This is a genomic window from Xenophilus arseniciresistens, from assembly GCF_028023875.1.
GTDB lineage: Bacteria > Pseudomonadota > Gammaproteobacteria > Burkholderiales > Burkholderiaceae_C > Xenophilus > Xenophilus arseniciresistens.
Genome location: NZ_JAQIPB010000002.1, coordinates 25676 through 41846 on the forward strand (window position 1 = coordinate 25676; position 16171 = coordinate 41846).

At 68.5% G+C, this 16171-nt stretch carries 14 protein-coding genes; 5 read left to right on the top strand and 9 right to left on the bottom strand.

The window, feature by feature from the left end; translation table 11 throughout:
* Positions 1-14 precede the first annotated feature (14 nt).
* The gene (locus tag PGB34_RS04700; protein ID WP_271426933.1) at positions 15-977 is read right to left on the bottom strand and encodes a LysR family transcriptional regulator; all 963 of its coding nucleotides are present in this window, start codon (positions 975-977) and stop codon (positions 15-17) included.
* 107 nt (positions 978-1084) lie between these two features.
* Between PGB34_RS04700 and ilvD the strand changes: the two genes are divergently transcribed.
* The gene (gene ilvD / locus PGB34_RS04705; protein ID WP_271426934.1) at positions 1085-2776 is read left to right on the top strand and encodes a dihydroxy-acid dehydratase; all 1692 of its coding nucleotides are present in this window, start codon (positions 1085-1087) and stop codon (positions 2774-2776) included.
* A gap of 40 nt (positions 2777-2816) precedes the next feature.
* On the opposite strand, the gene PGB34_RS04710 is transcribed toward ilvD, so the two are convergent.
* Positions 2817-3320 carry a molybdenum cofactor biosynthesis protein MoaE gene (locus PGB34_RS04710; RefSeq protein ID WP_271426935.1) on the bottom strand — a complete coding sequence of 168 codons (504 nt, stop codon included), beginning with the start codon at positions 3318-3320 and terminating at the stop codon, positions 2817-2819.
* A 307-nt stretch (positions 3321-3627) separates the two neighbouring features.
* Between PGB34_RS04710 and PGB34_RS04715 the strand changes: the two genes are divergently transcribed.
* The gene (locus PGB34_RS04715) at positions 3628-4524 is read left to right on the top strand and encodes a dihydrodipicolinate synthase family protein (RefSeq protein ID WP_271426936.1); all 897 of its coding nucleotides are present in this window, start codon (positions 3628-3630) and stop codon (positions 4522-4524) included.
* Positions 4525-4530: 6 nt separating this feature from the next.
* On the opposite strand, the gene moaD is transcribed toward PGB34_RS04715, so the two are convergent.
* The 6 genes from moaD to PGB34_RS04745 form a co-directional block, all read right to left on the bottom strand.
* Entirely contained in the window at positions 4531-4782 is a 252-nt protein-coding gene (gene moaD, locus PGB34_RS04720) for a molybdopterin converting factor subunit 1 (RefSeq protein ID WP_271426937.1), read from the bottom strand.
* Positions 4779-6056 carry a molybdopterin molybdotransferase MoeA gene (locus PGB34_RS04725; RefSeq protein WP_271426938.1) on the bottom strand — a complete coding sequence of 426 codons (1278 nt, stop codon included), beginning with the start codon at positions 6054-6056 and terminating at the stop codon, positions 4779-4781. Before PGB34_RS04725 ends, moaD begins: the two co-directional genes overlap by 4 nt.
* Positions 6049-6600: a molybdopterin-guanine dinucleotide biosynthesis protein B gene (gene mobB / locus PGB34_RS04730; RefSeq protein ID WP_271426939.1), complete on the bottom strand. Its 552-nt coding sequence runs from the start codon at positions 6598-6600 to the stop codon at positions 6049-6051. The genes PGB34_RS04725 and mobB overlap by 8 nt, the downstream gene beginning before the upstream one ends.
* 21 nt (positions 6601-6621) lie before the next feature.
* A complete protein-coding gene (gene thrC, locus PGB34_RS04735) occupies positions 6622-8037 on the bottom strand; it encodes a threonine synthase (RefSeq protein WP_271426940.1) in 1416 nt (471 codons plus the stop codon).
* Positions 8037-9371 carry a homoserine dehydrogenase gene (locus PGB34_RS04740; protein WP_271426941.1) on the bottom strand — a complete coding sequence of 445 codons (1335 nt, stop codon included), beginning with the start codon at positions 9369-9371 and terminating at the stop codon, positions 8037-8039. Before PGB34_RS04740 ends, thrC begins: the two co-directional genes overlap by 1 nt.
* 63 nt (positions 9372-9434) lie before the next feature.
* Positions 9435-10658 carry a pyridoxal phosphate-dependent aminotransferase gene (locus PGB34_RS04745; protein WP_271426942.1) on the bottom strand — a complete coding sequence of 408 codons (1224 nt, stop codon included), beginning with the start codon at positions 10656-10658 and terminating at the stop codon, positions 9435-9437.
* 112 nt (positions 10659-10770) lie between these two features.
* Here PGB34_RS04745 and PGB34_RS04750 point away from each other — a divergent pair, with 112 nt between their 5' ends.
* The 3 genes from PGB34_RS04750 (at position 10771) to PGB34_RS04760 (ending at position 13773) form a co-directional block, all read left to right on the top strand.
* The gene (locus tag PGB34_RS04750) at positions 10771-11160 is read left to right on the top strand and encodes an Mth938-like domain-containing protein (RefSeq protein ID WP_271426943.1); all 390 of its coding nucleotides are present in this window, start codon (positions 10771-10773) and stop codon (positions 11158-11160) included.
* A 214-nt stretch (positions 11161-11374) separates the two neighbouring features.
* On the top strand, positions 11375-11851 hold the full coding sequence (locus PGB34_RS04755; protein WP_271426944.1) for a peroxiredoxin: 477 nt from the start codon (positions 11375-11377) through the stop codon (positions 11849-11851).
* 206 nt (positions 11852-12057) lie between these two features.
* Positions 12058-13773: a PhoH family protein gene (locus PGB34_RS04760; RefSeq protein ID WP_271426945.1), complete on the top strand. Its 1716-nt coding sequence runs from the start codon at positions 12058-12060 to the stop codon at positions 13771-13773.
* 36 nt (positions 13774-13809) lie between these two features.
* Here the strand turns inward: PGB34_RS04760 and PGB34_RS04765 are convergent, their stop codons facing one another.
* Positions 13810-15990, bottom strand: a complete 2181-nt coding sequence (locus tag PGB34_RS04765; RefSeq protein WP_271426946.1) for an ATP-binding protein — start codon at positions 15988-15990, stop codon at positions 13810-13812.
* Positions 15991-16171 lie beyond the last annotated feature (181 nt).

Consider the following 16171-nt stretch of genomic DNA (forward strand, 5'->3'; position numbering starts at 1 on the left):
CCGCGGCGCAGGCCTCATCCCTGGACCTGCGCGCGCACGAAGTCGATGAAGCGCCGCAGCGCGGGCGGCGGTTCGCCGGCCTCGCCCGCGCGCCAGACCAGGCTGGTCTCGCAGGCCGGCAGCACGACGCGGCGCCGGCCCTGCGGTTCGAACTCCTCGGCCTGGCGATAGACCACGCCCTGGCGCCGGAACTGCATGACGCTGGCCGGCACCCAGGCCAGGCCCAGCCCGCCCCAGACCAGGTTGACGATGGTCTGCATCTGGATCGCCTCCTGCGCGATGTGCGGCGCCAGCCCCTGGCCGCGGTACAGCGCCATCACCGCGTCGTGCAGCGAAGGCAGGATGCGGCGCGGGAACATCACCAGCGGCTCGGCCAGCACCTGCGCCAGCGCCACGCGCGGCGCGCGCGCCAGCGGGTGGCGCGCCGGCACCGCCAGCACCAGGGGCTCCTGGCTCACCGCCAGGTGCGACAGGCCCAGCGGCGCCTGTCCCGGCGAATGCAGCATCAGGCCGGTGTCGATCTCGCCGCGCGCAAAAGCCTCGAGCTGCACGTCGCCCGTTGCCTCCACCAGTTCGAGCGAGACGCCGGGGCTTTGCGCGTGGAAGTCGCGCACCCAGGTGGGCAGGCGCTCGAAGCCCACGGTGGATACGAAAGCCAGCCGCACCCGCCCCACCTCGCCCGCGGCGGCCGCGCGCGCGCTCACCGGCAGGGCCTGGGCGCGGGCCAGCAGCTCGCGCACCTCGGGCAGCAGCGCTTCGCCAGCAGGCGTGAGCGCCACATGGCGGCGCGTGCGGTCGAACAGGCGCACGCCCAGCGTCTGTTCGAGCTGGGCGATGGCCTGGGTGACCGGCGGCTGCGTCAGGTGCAGGCGCTGGGCAGCGCGGCCGAAGTGCAGCTCTTCGGCCACGGCCAGGAACTGGCGCCACACGCGCAGCTCCACCCAGCCGGTGGCCGGGCTTCTGGGATCGTCACTCATACACGCAGCATATCAATGCGCCGGCCAATTCGTATTGGCATCAATCACAGCAGCGGCCGACAATGCGCGCTCCACGATTGAGGCCCCGCGGGGCGACCGAGACACGCATGGACACCAAGAACCTCGCCATCAACCGCCGCAGCGCGAACATCACCGAAGGCAAGGCGCGCGCATCGAACCGTTCGATGTTCTACGCCATGGGCTACCAGGAGGGCGACTTCAAGAAGCCCATGGTCGGCGTGGCCAACGGCCACAGCACCATCACCCCCTGCAACAGCGGCCTGCAGAAGCTGGCCGACGCAGCCATCGCGGGCATCGAGGAAGCCGGTGGCAACGCCCAGGTCTTCGGCACGCCCACCATCTCCGACGGCATGGCCATGGGCACCGAGGGCATGAAGTACTCGCTGGTCAGCCGCGAGGTCATTTCCGACTGCATCGAGACCTGCGTGGGCGGCCAGTGGATGGACGGCGTGGTCGTGGTCGGCGGCTGCGACAAGAACATGCCCGGCGGCATGATGGGCATGCTGCGCGCCAACGTGCCGGCCATCTACGTGTACGGCGGCACCATCCTGCCGGGCAAGTGGCGCGGCCAGGACCTGAACATCGTCAGCGTGTTCGAGGCCGTGGGCCAGAACGCGGCCGGCAAGCTCAGCGACGCGGACCTGAAGGAAATCGAGCAGAACGCCATTCCGGGCACGGGCTCGTGCGGCGGCATGTACACGGCCAACACCATGTCCTCGGCCTTCGAGGCGCTGGGCATGAGCCTGCCCTACTCTTCCACCATGGCCAACCCGCACGACGAGAAGGAAAACTCGGCGCGCGAATCGGCCAAGGTGCTGATCGAGGCCATCAAGAAGGACCTGAAGCCGCGCGACATCGTGACCAAGGAGGCCATCGAGAACGCGGTGGCCGTGATCATGGCCACGGGCGGCTCGACCAACGCGGTGCTGCACTTCCTGTCGATCGCGCATGCGGCCGGCGTGGAATGGACGATCGACGACTTCGAGCGCATCCGCAAGCGCACGCCCGTGATCTGCGACTTGAAGCCCAGCGGCAAGTACCTGGCAGTGGACCTGCACAAGGCCGGCGGCATTCCCCAGGTGATGAAGGTGCTGCTGGACGCCGGCCTGCTGCACGGCGACTGCATGACCATCACGGGCAAGACCATCGCGCAAACGCTGGCGGACGTGCCTGCGCTGCGCGCCGACCAGGACGTGATCCGCCCCATCAGCAACCCCATGTATGCCGAGGGCCACCTGGCCATCCTCAAGGGCAACCTCTCGCCCGAAGGCTCGGTGGCCAAGATCACGGGCCTGAAGAACCCCGTGATCACCGGCCCGGCCCGCGTGTTCAACGACGAGCAGTCGGCGCTGCAGGCCATCCTGGACGGCAAGATCGTGGCCGGCGACGTGATGGTGCTGCGCTACCTGGGCCCCAAGGGCGGCCCCGGCATGCCCGAGATGCTGGCGCCCACGGGCGCGCTGATCGGCGCCGGCCTGGGCGAATCGGTGGGCCTGATCACCGATGGCCGCTTCTCCGGCGGCACCTGGGGCATGGTGGTGGGCCACGTGGCTCCTGAAGCCGCAGTGGGCGGCCTGATCGCCTTCATCGAGGAAGGCGACTCGATCACCATCGACGCGCACCAGCTCAAGCTGGAACTCAACGTGCCCGAGGCCGAGATCGCCAAGCGCCGCGAAGGCTGGACGCCGCCCGACGCGCGCTACAAGCGCGGCGTGCTGGCCAAGTTCGCCTTCAATGCCTCCAGCGCCAGCTCGGGCGCAGTGCTCGACAAGTTCTGAGTGGCATCCCCTGCGCGACGCGGCTGCGTCGCGCAGCGGCTCAGGCATTGCGCGATTCGATGCCCCAGCGCGCGAGCGCCGCATCGTCGGCCACGCGCGCATCCACCCAGCGCGCGCCTTCGGCCGTGTCTTCCTTCTTCCAGAACGGCGCCTGCGTCTTGAGGTAATCCATCAGGAACTCGCAGGCCTGGAAGGATTCGCCGCGGTGGGCCGAAGTGACGGCCACCATCATGATCTGCGCCAGCGGCTGCAGCAGCCCCACGCGGTGCACCACGCGCGCACCCAGGATGTCGAAGCGGCGATGCGCCTCGTCGATCATGGCCTCGATGGCTTTTTCGGTCATGCCGGGATAGTGCTCCAGCTCCATCGCGCGCACGCTGCCCGCGGCGCCGCCTTCGGCCACGTGGCGGTCGCGCACCGTGCCCACGAAGGCGCACACGGCGCCCACACGCGGGTCGCCCGCGCGCAACGCAGCCACCTCCGCCGAAAGGTCGAAGTCTGCGATCTGGACACGCACGCGCGCGCAAGCGGGAGAAAGGCTCATCGGCAAATTGTGGCATTGCCAGGCAGTGCGGCAGGCCCCTTACACTCATTGCCATGGCCGCGCCCCTCCTGCACCCGCACAGCCGGATTTCCATGGAAGTCCGGTCCCTGTGCTGCGCAGGCGCGGTGGTCAAAGCCAAAAAACTTCAGCTCATCTGACCGGAGCTGCGGCTGCGTCGTCGGATGAGCGACGGAGCCAGCAGGCCATACCTTCCCGGTCCGGACTTCCCTGCATCGCGATGCGCGCATCTGCCGACGGTTTTTCTCCTCGGTCATGTCTGCACGTCTTCTTTGCAAAGGAAAGCCCCATGTCTGCCCCCTTCACGCCCGCTGCCACGCCTGAGCCTGACTTCTCAGGCCTCTGGATTCCGCTGGTCACCCCCTTCGACGGCCCCGCCGTGGACCATGCAGCGCTGGCCGCATTGGCCCGGCGGCTGGCCGCGCAGGGCGTCCGAGGCTTTGTGGTCTGCGGCTCGACCGGCGAAGCGGCTGCGCTGACCGAAGACGAGCAACTGGCGGCGCTCAAGACGGTGCGCGACGCCGTGCCTCAGTTGCCATGCATCATGGGCCTGGGTGGCGAGAACCTGCCGCATGTGCTGGGGCGGCTGGAGCAGCTGAACACCTTGGACCTGCAGGGGCTGCTGGTTCCGGCGCCTTCCTACATCCGGCCCTCGCAGGACGGCCTGCTGCGCTGGTTCACGCGCATCGCCGACGCCAGCCGGCACCCGCTGGTGATCTACGACATCCCCTACCGCACGGGCGTCACGTTGCAGCTGGACACCCTGCGCGCGCTGGCCGCCCACCCCCGCATCCGGGCCATCAAGGACTGCAGTGGCGACGGCGCCAAGCTGCGCGCGCTGCTGCAGGGCGGCGAGCTGCAGGTGCTGGCCGGCGAGGACCTGCAGATCTTCGGCACCGTGGCGGAAGGCGGTGTGGGCGCGATTTCGGCCAGCGCGCACATCCAGACCGTGCGCTTCGCGGAGGTGATTGCATGGTTGCGCGCCGGTCGGCTGGAGGCCGCGCGCGAGCGCTGGCGGCCGCTGCCGGCGCTGATCGAGGCGCTGTTCGCGCATCCGAACCCTGCGTGCATCAAGGCCCTGCTGGCCTGCCACGGCGAGCTGCAGAACACGCTGCGCGAGCCGATGACCGCGGCGCCGCCAGCTTTGCTGGCGCGCCTGCAGGCGCTGGATGCAGCAGCGGCCTGAGCGCCCTCAGCCGCCCGTGACTGGCGGGAAGAAGGCGATCTCGGCGCCCTGGGCCAGCACAGCGTCTTCGGTGCGCATCACCTGGTCCAGCGCCATGCGCACGGCCCGGCCGCGCGCCAGCGCACTGGCGTAGGGCTCGCCGCGCGCGATCAGTTCGTCGCGCAGCGCACCCAGCGTGGCCGCGTCCGATTCGACCGTCTCCTCGCCGCGGCCGATGGCCTCGCGCACCGAGGCGAAGTAGCGCAGCTGCACCTTCATGTGAGCAAGACCGACAGCGGAATGAAGGACACGATGTCCCCAACTTTCACGGTCTGCCCCGCGGGCAGGTCCACCAGCCCATCGGCCCAGACGGCAGAGGTCAGCACGCCAGAGCTTTGGTTGGGGAAGAGCTCGAGCCCGCCAGCCTCGTTGAGCCGCGCGCGCAAAAACTCGCGCCGCCGGTCGGCACGCGGCCAGTCGAAGTCGGCGCGCACGGCCAGGCGCGGCGGCTGCAGCGCCTGGCAGCCCTGCAGCGCCATCAGAAAGGGCCGCACCAGCAGCAGGAAGGTCACGAAACTGGAGACCGGGTTGCCCGGCAAACCGCAGACATGGCACAGGCCCTGCCCCTGCGCACGCGGAATGGCGCCGTATGCAAATGGCTTGCCGGGCTTCACGGCGATGGACCACAGCTGCAGTTGGCCCAGCGCCTGCACAGCAGGCTTGATGTGGTCCTCTTCGCCCACCGAGACGCCACCGGTGCTGAGGATCAGGTCGTTGTGCGCAGCGGCGGCGCGCAGCACTTCGAGCGTGGCATCGAGGCGGTCTGGCACGATGCCCAGGTCCTGCACCTCGCAGCCCATGCGCTGCAGCAGCGCGCGCAGGAAGAAGCGGTTGGAGTTGTAGATGGCGCCGGGCTTCATGGCCTCGGGCGGCACCTCGCCGGGCATCACGAGTTCGTCGCCGGTGGACAGCAGCGCCACGCGCGGCCGGCGCACCACCGTCAGCTGATGCATGCCGATGCTGGCCGCCAGCCCCAGCGCCTGCGGCGTGAGGCGGATGCCGCGCGAGAGCACGGTGCGGCCCGCGCTCACGTCTTCGCCAGCGCGGCGCACCCACTGGCCCGGCGCGGGCGGCTGCTGGATGCGCACCTGCGGCGCGGCGCCCTCGCCGGCCTCCAGCACCTCGGTGTCTTCCTGCATCACGACTGCATCGGCGCCGGGCGGGATGGGCGCACCCGTGAAGATGCGCGCTGCCTCGCCGGGCTGCAGCACGGTGCCCACGCTGCCCGCGGCAATGCGCTGGGTCACGCGCAGCAGGGCGCCCGGCGCGGCGCAGTCGGCACTGCGCACGGCATAGCCGTCCATCGCGCTGTTGTCGGCCGGCGGCACCGTGAGGGCGGCCACCAGGTCCTGCGCCAGCACACGGCCGTCGGCCTCGAAGGTGCTGACGACTTCGGTGGACAAGGCAGCGGCCTGCGCGAGCAGCTGGCTCAGCGCGTCGTCCAGCGAACGCAAGGGCGGGCGGGCGGGCGCTGGCGCAGCGGTATCAGCCATGGCGGCTCTCCTCATAGACGAAGCGCTCGGACTGCGCGATCAGCCATTGCGCCAGGCCTGGCACGTCGTCACGGTCGAAGACCGGCCGCAACGTCGGCTCGGGCAGGCGATCAGGCGCATCCACGGCCAGCGCCCAGACGAAAGGATCGTCGGGGTACAGCACCGGGCGCGCCTGCTTTGCATCGGCAGAGGGTGCCAGCCGCAGCACCTCGACCTTGGGCAGGTCGGCATGCTTGAAGCCTTCGACCAGCACCCAGTCCACCGCCGGGTGCATCTCGCGGATCAGCGCATGAATGTCGGGCTCGCCCTGCTGCTCGTATTCGCGCATCAGCGCCAGGCGCTGATCCGAGGCAACCAGCACTTCAAAAGCGCCAGCCTGGCGGTGGCGCCAGCTGTCCTTGCCGGGCGTGTCCACGTCGAACTGGTGGTGTGCATGCTTGATCACCGACACGCGCAGGCCCTGCGCGCGCAGCAGCGGGATCAGCTTCTCGACCAGCGTGGTCTTGCCCGCGCCGGAATAGCCTGCGAAGGCGAGCACCTTCATGTCACTCAACCCGGGCGATGCTCAATGGCAATGCGCAGCGATGTACTGCTTGACGCGCTCGGCGTCGGCGGGCAGCTTCGTCACGCGTTTGGGCAGGGCCTCGATGCCTTCGAACTTGGCCGGGCGCTCGGGCTCGCGGCCCAGCGCTTCGACGATGGTGGCGGCGAACTTGATGGGCAGCGCGGTTTCGAGCACCACCATGGGCACGCCGGGCTGCAGATGCTCCCGCGCCACCTTGAGGCCATCGGCCGTGTGGGTGTCGATGAGCACGGCAAAGCGCTTGTCGGTGTCGCGGATGGTGGCCAGGCGGTCGGCATGGGTGCTGCGCCCGCTCACGAAGCCGAACCTGGCCGCAGCGTCGGCGAAGACCGGGTCGCTGCTCAGGTCGAACTGGCCGGCGCTGCCGAGCTGGTCGTGGAACAGCGAACGCGTGCGGCTGCCATCGCGACCCAGCAGGTCGAACACGAAGCGCTCGAAGTTGCTGGCCTTGCTGATGTCCATCGACGGGCTGGAGGTCTCGTGCGTGTCGGCGCTGCCGCGCACGCGGTAGACGCCCGTACGGAAGAACTCGTCGAGCACGTCGTTCTCATTGGTGGCCACCACCAGCTGGCGGATGGGCAGGCCCATCATGCGCGCCACATGGCCCGCGCAGACGTTGCCGAAGTTGCCGCTGGGCACGGTGAAGCTGACTTCGCCGCCCGCGTTATCCGTCGCGAGGAACCAGCCCTTGAAGTAGTACACCACCTGGGCCAGCAGGCGGGCCCAGTTGATCGAGTTGACGGTTCCGATGCGGTACTGGCGCTTGAAGCCCAGGTCGTTGCTCACGGCCTTGACGATGTCCTGGCAGTCGTCGAACACGCCTTCGATGGCGATGTTGTGGATGTTGGCGTCCTGCAGGCTGAACATCTGCGCCTGCTGGAAGGGGCTCATGCGGCCGTCGGGCGAGGTCATGAACACGCGCACGCCCTTCTTGCCGCGCATGGCGTACTCGGCCGCGCTGCCGGTGTCGCCACTGGTCGCGCCCAGGATGTTCAGCTCTTCGCCGCGCCGGCCCAGCTCGTACTCGAAGAGGTTGCCCAGCAGCTGCATGGCCATGTCCTTGAAGGCCAGCGTGGGGCCGTTGGACAGGCCCTCGAGGTACACGCCGTCTTCCAGCTCGCGCAGGGGCGTGATGTCCTCGTCGCCGAAGACCTCGGCGGTGTAGGTCTTGGCACAGAGCGCGCGAAGGTCCTCGGCCGGGATGTCGTCGATGTAGAGCGACAGGATCTCGAAGGCCAGCGCGTGGTACGGCAGATGGCGCCATTGCGCCAGGGTTGCGGCATCGACCTGGGGATAGCGCTCGGGCAGGTACAGGCCGCCGTCGGGCGCCAGGCCCTCGAGCAGGATCTCGCAGAAGCGGCGCGGCGTCTGGTCGCCGCGGGTGGAGAGGTAGCGCATCAGCTCAGTTCCTCTTTGCGGATGCGCACGATGGGCGCCAAGACGCTGGGCAGGCCCTGCACGCGGGCCAGCACCTCGTCGAGCGTGCCTTCGCGCGTGTCGTGCGTGAGGATGATCAGGTCGGTCTGGGTCGAGCCCTCGCCGCCCACTTCATCGGCTTCGCGCTGCAGCACGGCATCGATGCTGATGCCGGCCTCGGCCAGCAGCGAGGTCACGCGCGCCAGCACGCCGGCCTCATCGGCCACGCGCAGGCGCAGGTAGTAGCTGGTCACCACCTCGCTCATCGGCACGATGGGCAAATCGCCCTTGTTGGCCAGGATGGCTTCGGGGTGGAAGGCCAGGTGCGGCACGCGGTGTTCGGTATCGGCCGTGTGCAGGCGCGTGATGTCCACGAGGTCGGCGATCACGGCGCTGGCCGTGGGCTCGCTGCCCGCGCCCTTGCCGTAGTACAGCGTGGTGCCCACGGCGTCGCCATTGACCACCACCGCGTTCATCGCGCCTTCCACGTTGGCCAGCAGGCGCTTGGACGGCACCAGCGCGGGGTGCACGCGCAGCTCGATGCCCTTGGCGCTGCGCTTGGTGATGCCCAGGAGCTTGATGCGGTAGCCCAGCTGCTCGGCGTACTTGATGTCCTGCGCGGCCAGCTTGGTGATGCCTTCCACGTGTGCCTTGTCGAACTGCACGGGAATGCCAAAGGCGATGGCGCTCATCAGCGTGGCCTTGTGGGCCGCGTCCACGCCTTCGATGTCGAAGGTGGGGTCGGCTTCGGCGTAGCCCAGGCGCTGCGCCTCCTTGAGCACGGTGTCGAAGTCCAGGCCCTTGTCGCGCATCTCGGACAGGATGAAGTTCGTGGTGCCGTTGATGATGCCGGCGATCCACTGGATGGAGTTGGCCGTGAGCCCCTCGCGCAGCGCCTTGATGATCGGAATGCCGCCGGCCACCGCGGCCTCGAAGGCCACCATCACGCCCTTGGCATGGGCTGCCGCAAAGATCTCGGTGCCATGCACGGCCAGCAGCGCCTTGTTGGCCGTGACCACATGCTTGCCGGCCGCGATGGCTTCGAGCACCAGGGTCTTGGCCACGCCGTAGCCGCCGATCAGCTCGATGACGATGTCGATCTGAGGATTGGCGATGACTTCGCGCGCATCACCCACCACCTTGACGCCCTCGCCCACCACGGCCTTGGCGCGCGCCACGTCGAGGTCGGCCACCATGGTGATCTCGATCCCGCGGCCCGCACGGTGGCGGATCTCTTCCTGGTTGCGCTGCAGCACCTTGAAGGTGCCGCTGCCGACGGTGCCGATGCCCAGAAGGCCGACCTGAAGGGGTTTCATGGATTCACTCATTTGGAACGATGCGCCGCCCGGTGCGGGTGGCAGGAAAAGAAAAAGTCGGGCTCAGGCAAAACGCGCGCGATAGCGCTCGAGGAACTTGGCGATGCGGGCGATGGCCTCGCGCAGGTCGTCCTCGTGCGGCAGGAACACGATACGGAAGTGCTGGTTGTCGCTGTAGTTGAAACCCGAGCCCTGCACCAGCATCACGCGCGTTTCGCGCAGCACCTGCATGAAGAACTGCCGGTCGTCCTGGATCGGATAGAGCTTCGGGTCCAGCTTGGGGAACATGTACAGCGCCGCCGAGGGCTTGACGCAGCTGACGCCCGGGATGGCCGTGATCAGCTCATAGGCCAGGTCGCGCTGGCGGCGCAGGCGCCCGCCTTCCTTCACCAGGTCGTGGATGCTCTGGTAGCCGCCCAGCGCCGTCTGGATGGCCCACTGGCCCGGCACGTTGGAGCCGAGCTTGAGGTTGGCCAGCATGTTCAGGCCTTCGATGTAGTCGCCCGCCGCGTGCTTGGGGCCCGACAGCACCATCCAGCCCGCGCGATAGCCGCAGGACCGGTAGGCCTTCGACAGCGAATTGAAGGTCAGCGTGAGCACGTCGGTGGACAGGCTGCCCATGGCCGTGAACTTCACGCCGTCGTAGAGCACCTTGTCATAGACCTCGTCCACCAGCAGCACGAGGTTGTGCTCGCGCGCGATCTGCACGATGCCCTTGAGCAGCGAATCGGGGTAGATCACGCCGGTCGGGTTGTTGGGGTTGATCACCACGATGCCGCGCGTGCGCGACGTGATCTTGCCGCGCATGTCCTCGAGGTCGGGCAGCCAGCCGTTGTCTTCGTCGCACTTGTAGTGCACCGGCGAGCCGCCCGACAGCGAGGTCGCGGCCGTCCACAAGGGGTAGTCGGGCATGGGCACCAGCAGCTCGTCGCCATCGTTGAGCAGCGCGTTGGTCGCCATCACGATCAGCTCGCTGGCGCCGTTGCCCAGGTAGATGTCGTCCAGCGTCACGCCTTCGATGCCCAGCTGCTGCGTGTAGTGCATGACAGCCTTGCGGGCCGCGAAGATGCCCTTGCTGTCCGAATAGCCTGCCGAATCGGGCAGGTTGCGGATCATGTCCTGCTGGATCTCCTCGGGCGCATCGAAGCCGAAGGGCGCCATGTTCCCGATGTTCAGCTTGATGATCTTCTGCCCCTCATCCTCCATCTGCTTGGCCGCGTCGACGATCGGGCCTCGAACGTCATAGAGCACATTGGCGAGCTTGGCCGATTTCTGGATGGTCTTCACGATGCCTCCGGGGGCGCTTGGGAACGGGATTTACGAGGGGAAAAACGTAGAATTTGACCACAGTTCCCGCGCACCGCGCGGCCGTTCGCTCCCCGCCAGCCTTTCCGTATCCATGAAGCTCCAGCCCGACAAAGCCGATGTGCAAATCCTCACAGCGCATGGCCCCGGGTGGGTGGCCGTCAACGGCGAGCGCGTGGCGCACAGCGTGGTGGTGGGTTCGCGCGATGAACGCCAGGCCTGGGAGTGCGAAAGCTTCGAAGACCTGGATGCGCGGCACTTCGACGTGCTGGCCGGGATGCGGCCCGAAGTGGTGATCTTCGGCAGCGGTTCGCGCATCCGCTTTCCGCGTCCGGCCTGGATCGCCCCGCTCGTGAAGCAGGGCGTTGGCGTGGAAACCATGGACACTGCCGCCGCCTGCCGCACCTACAACATCCTGGCTGGCGAAGGCCGTCATGTGGTGGTGGCCCTGTTGATCGAGCCTGAGGCCGCGGAAAAGGCTTAATCCGGGTTAAAATAGCGGGTTGCAGACCGGACTGCGCACGCCCGAGCCCCACCAGGAGCCACGGGCGGCCCTGCCAGACAACGCATACGGCTGCTGTGATGAGCCCTCGCCCCGGCGTCGCGCCCATTGCGGCAGCGCAGTATGGCATGTCGAGCTGACGGGCGTTGCGCGCCGCGTTCTACCTCGGGAACCACCAGCGGAGAAAACAATTTTCATGGCGATCGTTGTCAACAAACCCATTCCCGAATTCGATGCCATTGCGACGGGCGGCATCAAGGTTTCGAACACCTCGCACCTCGGTCAGATCCTGGTGCTTTACTTCTACCCCAAGGACAACACCCCGGGCTGCACCACGGAGGCCATGCAGTTCCGCGACCACTACAAAGACTTCGTGAAGGCGGGAGCCACCGTCTTCGGCGTCTCGCGCGACAACATGAAGTCGCACGACGAGTTCAAGGCCAAGCTCGAGCTGCCCTTCGAACTCATCGCCGACACCGAAGAGAAGATGTGCCACATGTTCGGCGTGGTCAAGAACAAGATCATGTACGGCAAGAAGGTCAAGGGCATCGAGCGCAGCACCTTCCTCATCGGTCCGGATGGCGTTCTGCAGGCCGAATGGCGCGGACTCAAGGTGCCCGGCCACGTCGACGAAGTCCTCAAGGAAGTCAAGGCCCTGAAGAAGGCCGCCTGAGGCTGCGGCCTCAACGCCACGCCCAAAACCGCCTTTGCCCGATTCCGGGCAGGGCCTTCGGGCTGTGCATAATGGGCCCATGCCGTTGACCGCTGCGACTGCATCGCCCGCACAAAGCCAAAGCCGCCCTGGTTTCCAGGCGGCTTTTTGTTTTTCGGACTGCCCCAGCACATCACCCACGCCATTCCCAGCGAGCCCCCTCTTCCATGCCTCTGCCTCCTGCCCCGACCCAGCGCGCCGCCCTTCTCTCGCCTGACGCACTGGACGCACCCGCACGCGCACGCCCCAAGACCAGCCGCCGTCCAGCCCCCGAACGCGGCAACGGCGACAACGAGGCCCGGCTGGAACTGCTGGACGAGCGGCCGGCCGCCATGCCCGGCGGCGCAAAGCCCGCGCGTGCCCTCGCACCGGCCCAGGCCGAACCCGCCGTGCTGCCGGTGCGCGAAAGCGCCGCGCCAGCACGCGCTGCTGCGGCCCCGGCCGCGCGGGAAAAGCGCAAGAAGGCCAAAGGCCCCGCCAAGCTCTTCGTGCTCGACACCAATGTGCTGCTGCACGACCCGACGAGCCTTTTCCGCTTCGAGGAACACGACATCTACCTGCCGATGATCGTGCTCGAGGAGCTGGACGGCCACAAGAAGGGCACCACCGAAGTGGCGCGTAACGGCCGGCAGTCCAGCCGCACGCTGGATGCGCTGGCCGCGGCCCAGGGCGCCGACATCGGCAAGGGGTTCAAGCTCGACTCCACCGGCCACACGGCTGCGGGCGGGCGCCTGTTCTTCCAGACCGAGCCGCTGGCCTACACGCTGCCCACCAGCCTGCCGCAGGGCAAGGCCGACAACCAGATCCTGGGCGTGGTCCAGGCGCTGCGCGACCTGCATGCCACGCCTCGCAACGGCAGCGAGCCGCGCGAGGTGGTGCTGGTGTCCAAGGACATCAACATGCGCGTCAAGGCCCGCGCCCTGGGCCTGGCCGCCGAGGACTACCAGAACGATAAGGCGCTGGAAGACGGCGATCTGCTCTATTCGGGCGCCTTCGCACTGCCGGCCGATTTCTGGACGCGGCAGAGCAAGTCGGTGGAAAGCTGGCAAAGCGGCAGCAGCACCTTCTACCGCATCAGCGGCCCGCTGGTGCCCAACCTGCACATCAACCAGTTCGTCTATTTCGAGGCGCCGGGCGAGCCCAGCATGTACGCCCGCGTGACCGAGATCCGCGACAAGACGGCGGTGCTCAAGACGCTCAAGGACTTCGGTTCGGGCAAGAACGCCGTGTGGGGCGTGAACACGCGCAACCGCGAGCAGAACTTCGCCATGAACCTGCTCATGGATCCCGAGGTGGACTTCGTCACGCTCACCGGCACGGCCGGCACGGGCAAGACGCTGATGGCGCTGGCCTCGGGCCTGACGCAAGTGCTCGACGACCGCCGCTACACCGAGATCATCATGACCCGCGCCACCGTAAGCGTGGGCGAGGACATCGGCTTTCTGCCGGGCACCGAGGAAGAGAAGATGGGCCCGTGGATGGGCGCGCTGGACGACAACCTCGAGTTCCTGGCCAAGGGCGACGGCACAGGTGCCGGCGAATGGGGCCGCGCAGCCACCAACGAGCTGATCCGCGCCAAGATCAAGATCAAGAGCATGAACTTCATGCGCGGGCGCACCTTCCTGAACAAGTACGTGATCATCGACGAGGCGCAGAACCTGACGCCCAAGCAGATGAAGACGCTGGTCACGCGCGCGGGCCCGGGCACCAAGATCATCTGCATGGGCAACCTCGCGCAGATCGACACGCCCTACCTCACCGAAGGCTCCTCGGGCCTGACCTTCGCGGTGGACCGCTTCAAGGGCTGGCCCCACAGCGGCCACATCACGCTCGCGCGTGGCGAACGCTCGCGCCTGGCGGACTTCGCCAGCGAGGTCCTCTGACCATCGCCCGGCGCTGAACGGCGCGCGCGCCGCGGCTCAGCCAGGCTCGCGCAGCCAGAGCGCCAGTTCCTCGTCCACACGCAGCAGGGCCGGCAGCAGGGCCTGTGCAGCCGATCCGGCGCCGGGCCAGTCGGCCTGCGTTGCCGCGTCTTCCAGCGCATGGGCCAGCCGCGCCACCTGCGGCGCGCAGATGGCCGCCAGCGCGCCGCGCAACGCGTGGGCGTCGGCCGCCAGCGCGCGCGCGTTGCGGTCGGCCAGCGCCTGTTCGATGCCCTGCAGCCGCTGCGAAAGATCGGCCCGCATGGCCTGGGCGGCCTCTTTCAGGGCGGCCTCGTTGCCGCCCAACAGCGCCAGCAGCGCCGCGCGGTCCACCCCTGGCAGCGCATCGGCAGCGCGCGTCTTCGGGGCGGGCTCGGCCGTGCGAGCCACGCCATGGCCGGCAGCCCGCGCAGCGAAGGCCTTCTCGCCGCCCTTCTCGGCCGACTCATAGGCCGCCACGATGGCCTCTTCCACGGCAGCGATCAGCGTCGCGGGCGACACCGGCTTGGAGGCGTAGGCGTCCATGCCCGCGGCCAGGCAGCGGTCACGGTCGCCGGCCATGGCGTGTGCCGTCAGGGCCACGATGGGCGTATGGCCGCGCTCGGGCTCCTGCTGCTCGCGCGCGCGTATCTGCAGGGTGGCGCCGAAGCCGCTGAGCACCGGCATCTGCAGGTCCATCAGCACCAGGTCCACATCGGCGCTCTCCCAGGTGCGCACGGCCTCGGCGCCATCGCCCGCCACCGTGACGCGGCAGCCCAGGGGCTCCAGCAGCTTGCGCATCAGCAGCGCGTTCACGGGGTGGTCCTCTGCCACCAGCACATGCAGGCCCTGCAGCACCAGGCCGGCATTCGGTTGCGCCTCGGGCAGCACGCCGGGCGCGCCCGCGGCACGTTGCAGCAGCACGTCGAAGGAAAAACAGCTGCCTTGCCCCGGCGCGCTCTGCACGCGGATCTGCCCGCCCATCATCGCGACCAGTCGCGCGCTGATGCTCAGGCCCAGGCCAGTGCCGCCATGGCTGCGCGTGATGGAGGAGTCGGCCTGGGTGAAGGCCTCGAAGATGGCGCCGTGCATGCCGGCGGCGATGCCGATGCCGGTGTCGCGCACCTCGAAGCGCACGCGCACGGGCCCGGCCGCAGCCTGCCCGTCGGCCTCGCCGGCGTCTTCGGGAGCGACGACAGGCAGCGGTTCGGCCCGCACCACCACCTCGCCCTGCGCGGTGAACTTGACGGCGTTGGAGACCAGATTGCCCATCACCTGGCGCAGGCGCCCGGGATCGCCGGCCACCCACCGCGGCAGGTCATCGGCCAGCACCAGGCGCAGCGCAAGCCCCTTCTCGCGCGCCACGCCCGCGTGCAGCTCGACCACGTCGCGCAGCCATTGATGCAGGTCGAAGCGGACCTGTTCGAACACCAGCTTGCCGGACTCGATCTTGGACAGGTCCAGCACATCGTTGAGCAGCGCCAGCAAGGCGGTGGCGGCGCTGTCGATCAGTGCGACGTAGTGCCGCTGCTCGCTGTCCAGCGGCGACTGGTGCAGCAGCCGCGCCAGCCCCAGCAGCGCATTGAGCGGCGTGCGCACCTCATGGCTCATGTTGGCCACGAATTCGCTCTTGGCCCGGCTGCTGGCCTCGGCCTGCGCGCGGGCGCGGGCCATTTCCTCGTGCAGCTGGCGGCGCGCCGTGATGTCGATGTTGTAGCCGCTCATGGTCAAAGCCCGGCCCTGCGCATCGCGCTCGGTCACCATGCCCACGCTCTCGATCCAGGCCCAGCCGTGCCGCGAGGCCACGCGGTGTTCGACCAGGTAGCGACTGGACTCGCCCTTGATGGCGTCCATGGCCGCGCGCAGCAGGGCCGGCAGGTCGTCGGGGTGGACGCGGGCCTTGAGTTCCTCGAGCGTCCACAGCCGTTCGCGCGGCGCCTCGCCGGCGATCTGCCCCCAGCGGCCGCTGAGCGCGATGCGGTCGCTGCGCAGGTCCCACTCCCATTGCGCGGCATGGGCGGCCTCGGCCACCAGCTCATGCCGCGCGGCCTGCACGCGCAGCCGGCCGGCTTCGGTCAGCGTGGCCTGGTGCGCTGCCTCCTGCGCCTGCAGCCGGCTTTCGAGGGCAGCCACTTCGGCTTCGAGCGCGTGGATGCGCTGCAGCAGCGCGGCAGGCTCGGGGACGGTGTCAGAACTCATTCGAAAGCGTTGGAACGGCCATGCCGGACGAGGCAGCCCCGCAGCGTAAGCCATCCGCGCAGCCTGTGTCGAGACGGGCATCCGGGCGTCTGGCCAGGCTTGCAGACTGACACAATAGCGCCAACCCGGCAGCGTCTGCCGGGGATCCGATGCCCTGTTCCCAGGCACCCGGGGCTCCACC

Bases quoted from the DNA above. Each gene is read 5' to 3' on its own strand.
- PGB34_RS04700 (WP_271426933.1), bottom strand. From the start codon at position 977: ATGAGTGACGATCCCAGAAGCCCGGCCACCGGCTGGGTGGAGCTGCGC.
- ilvD (WP_271426934.1), top strand. From the start codon at position 1,085: ATGGACACCAAGAACCTCGCCATCAACCGCCGCAGCGCGAACATCACC.
- PGB34_RS04710 (WP_271426935.1), bottom strand. From the start codon at position 3,320: ATGAGCCTTTCTCCCGCTTGCGCGCGCGTGCGTGTCCAGATCGCAGAC.
- PGB34_RS04715 (WP_271426936.1), top strand. From the start codon at position 3,628: ATGTCTGCCCCCTTCACGCCCGCTGCCACGCCTGAGCCTGACTTCTCA.
- moaD (WP_271426937.1), bottom strand. From the start codon at position 4,782: ATGAAGGTGCAGCTGCGCTACTTCGCCTCGGTGCGCGAGGCCATCGGC.
- PGB34_RS04725 (WP_271426938.1), bottom strand. From the start codon at position 6,056: ATGGCTGATACCGCTGCGCCAGCGCCCGCCCGCCCGCCCTTGCGTTCG.
- mobB (WP_271426939.1), bottom strand. From the start codon at position 6,600: ATGAAGGTGCTCGCCTTCGCAGGCTATTCCGGCGCGGGCAAGACCACG.
- thrC (WP_271426940.1), bottom strand. From the start codon at position 8,037: ATGCGCTACCTCTCCACCCGCGGCGACCAGACGCCGCGCCGCTTCTGC.
- PGB34_RS04740 (WP_271426941.1), bottom strand. From the start codon at position 9,371: ATGAAACCCCTTCAGGTCGGCCTTCTGGGCATCGGCACCGTCGGCAGC.
- PGB34_RS04750 (WP_271426943.1), top strand. From the start codon at position 10,771: ATGAAGCTCCAGCCCGACAAAGCCGATGTGCAAATCCTCACAGCGCAT.
- PGB34_RS04755 (WP_271426944.1), top strand. From the start codon at position 11,375: ATGGCGATCGTTGTCAACAAACCCATTCCCGAATTCGATGCCATTGCG.
- PGB34_RS04760 (WP_271426945.1), top strand. From the start codon at position 12,058: ATGCCTCTGCCTCCTGCCCCGACCCAGCGCGCCGCCCTTCTCTCGCCT.
- PGB34_RS04765 (WP_271426946.1), bottom strand. From the start codon at position 15,990: ATGAGTTCTGACACCGTCCCCGAGCCTGCCGCGCTGCTGCAGCGCATC.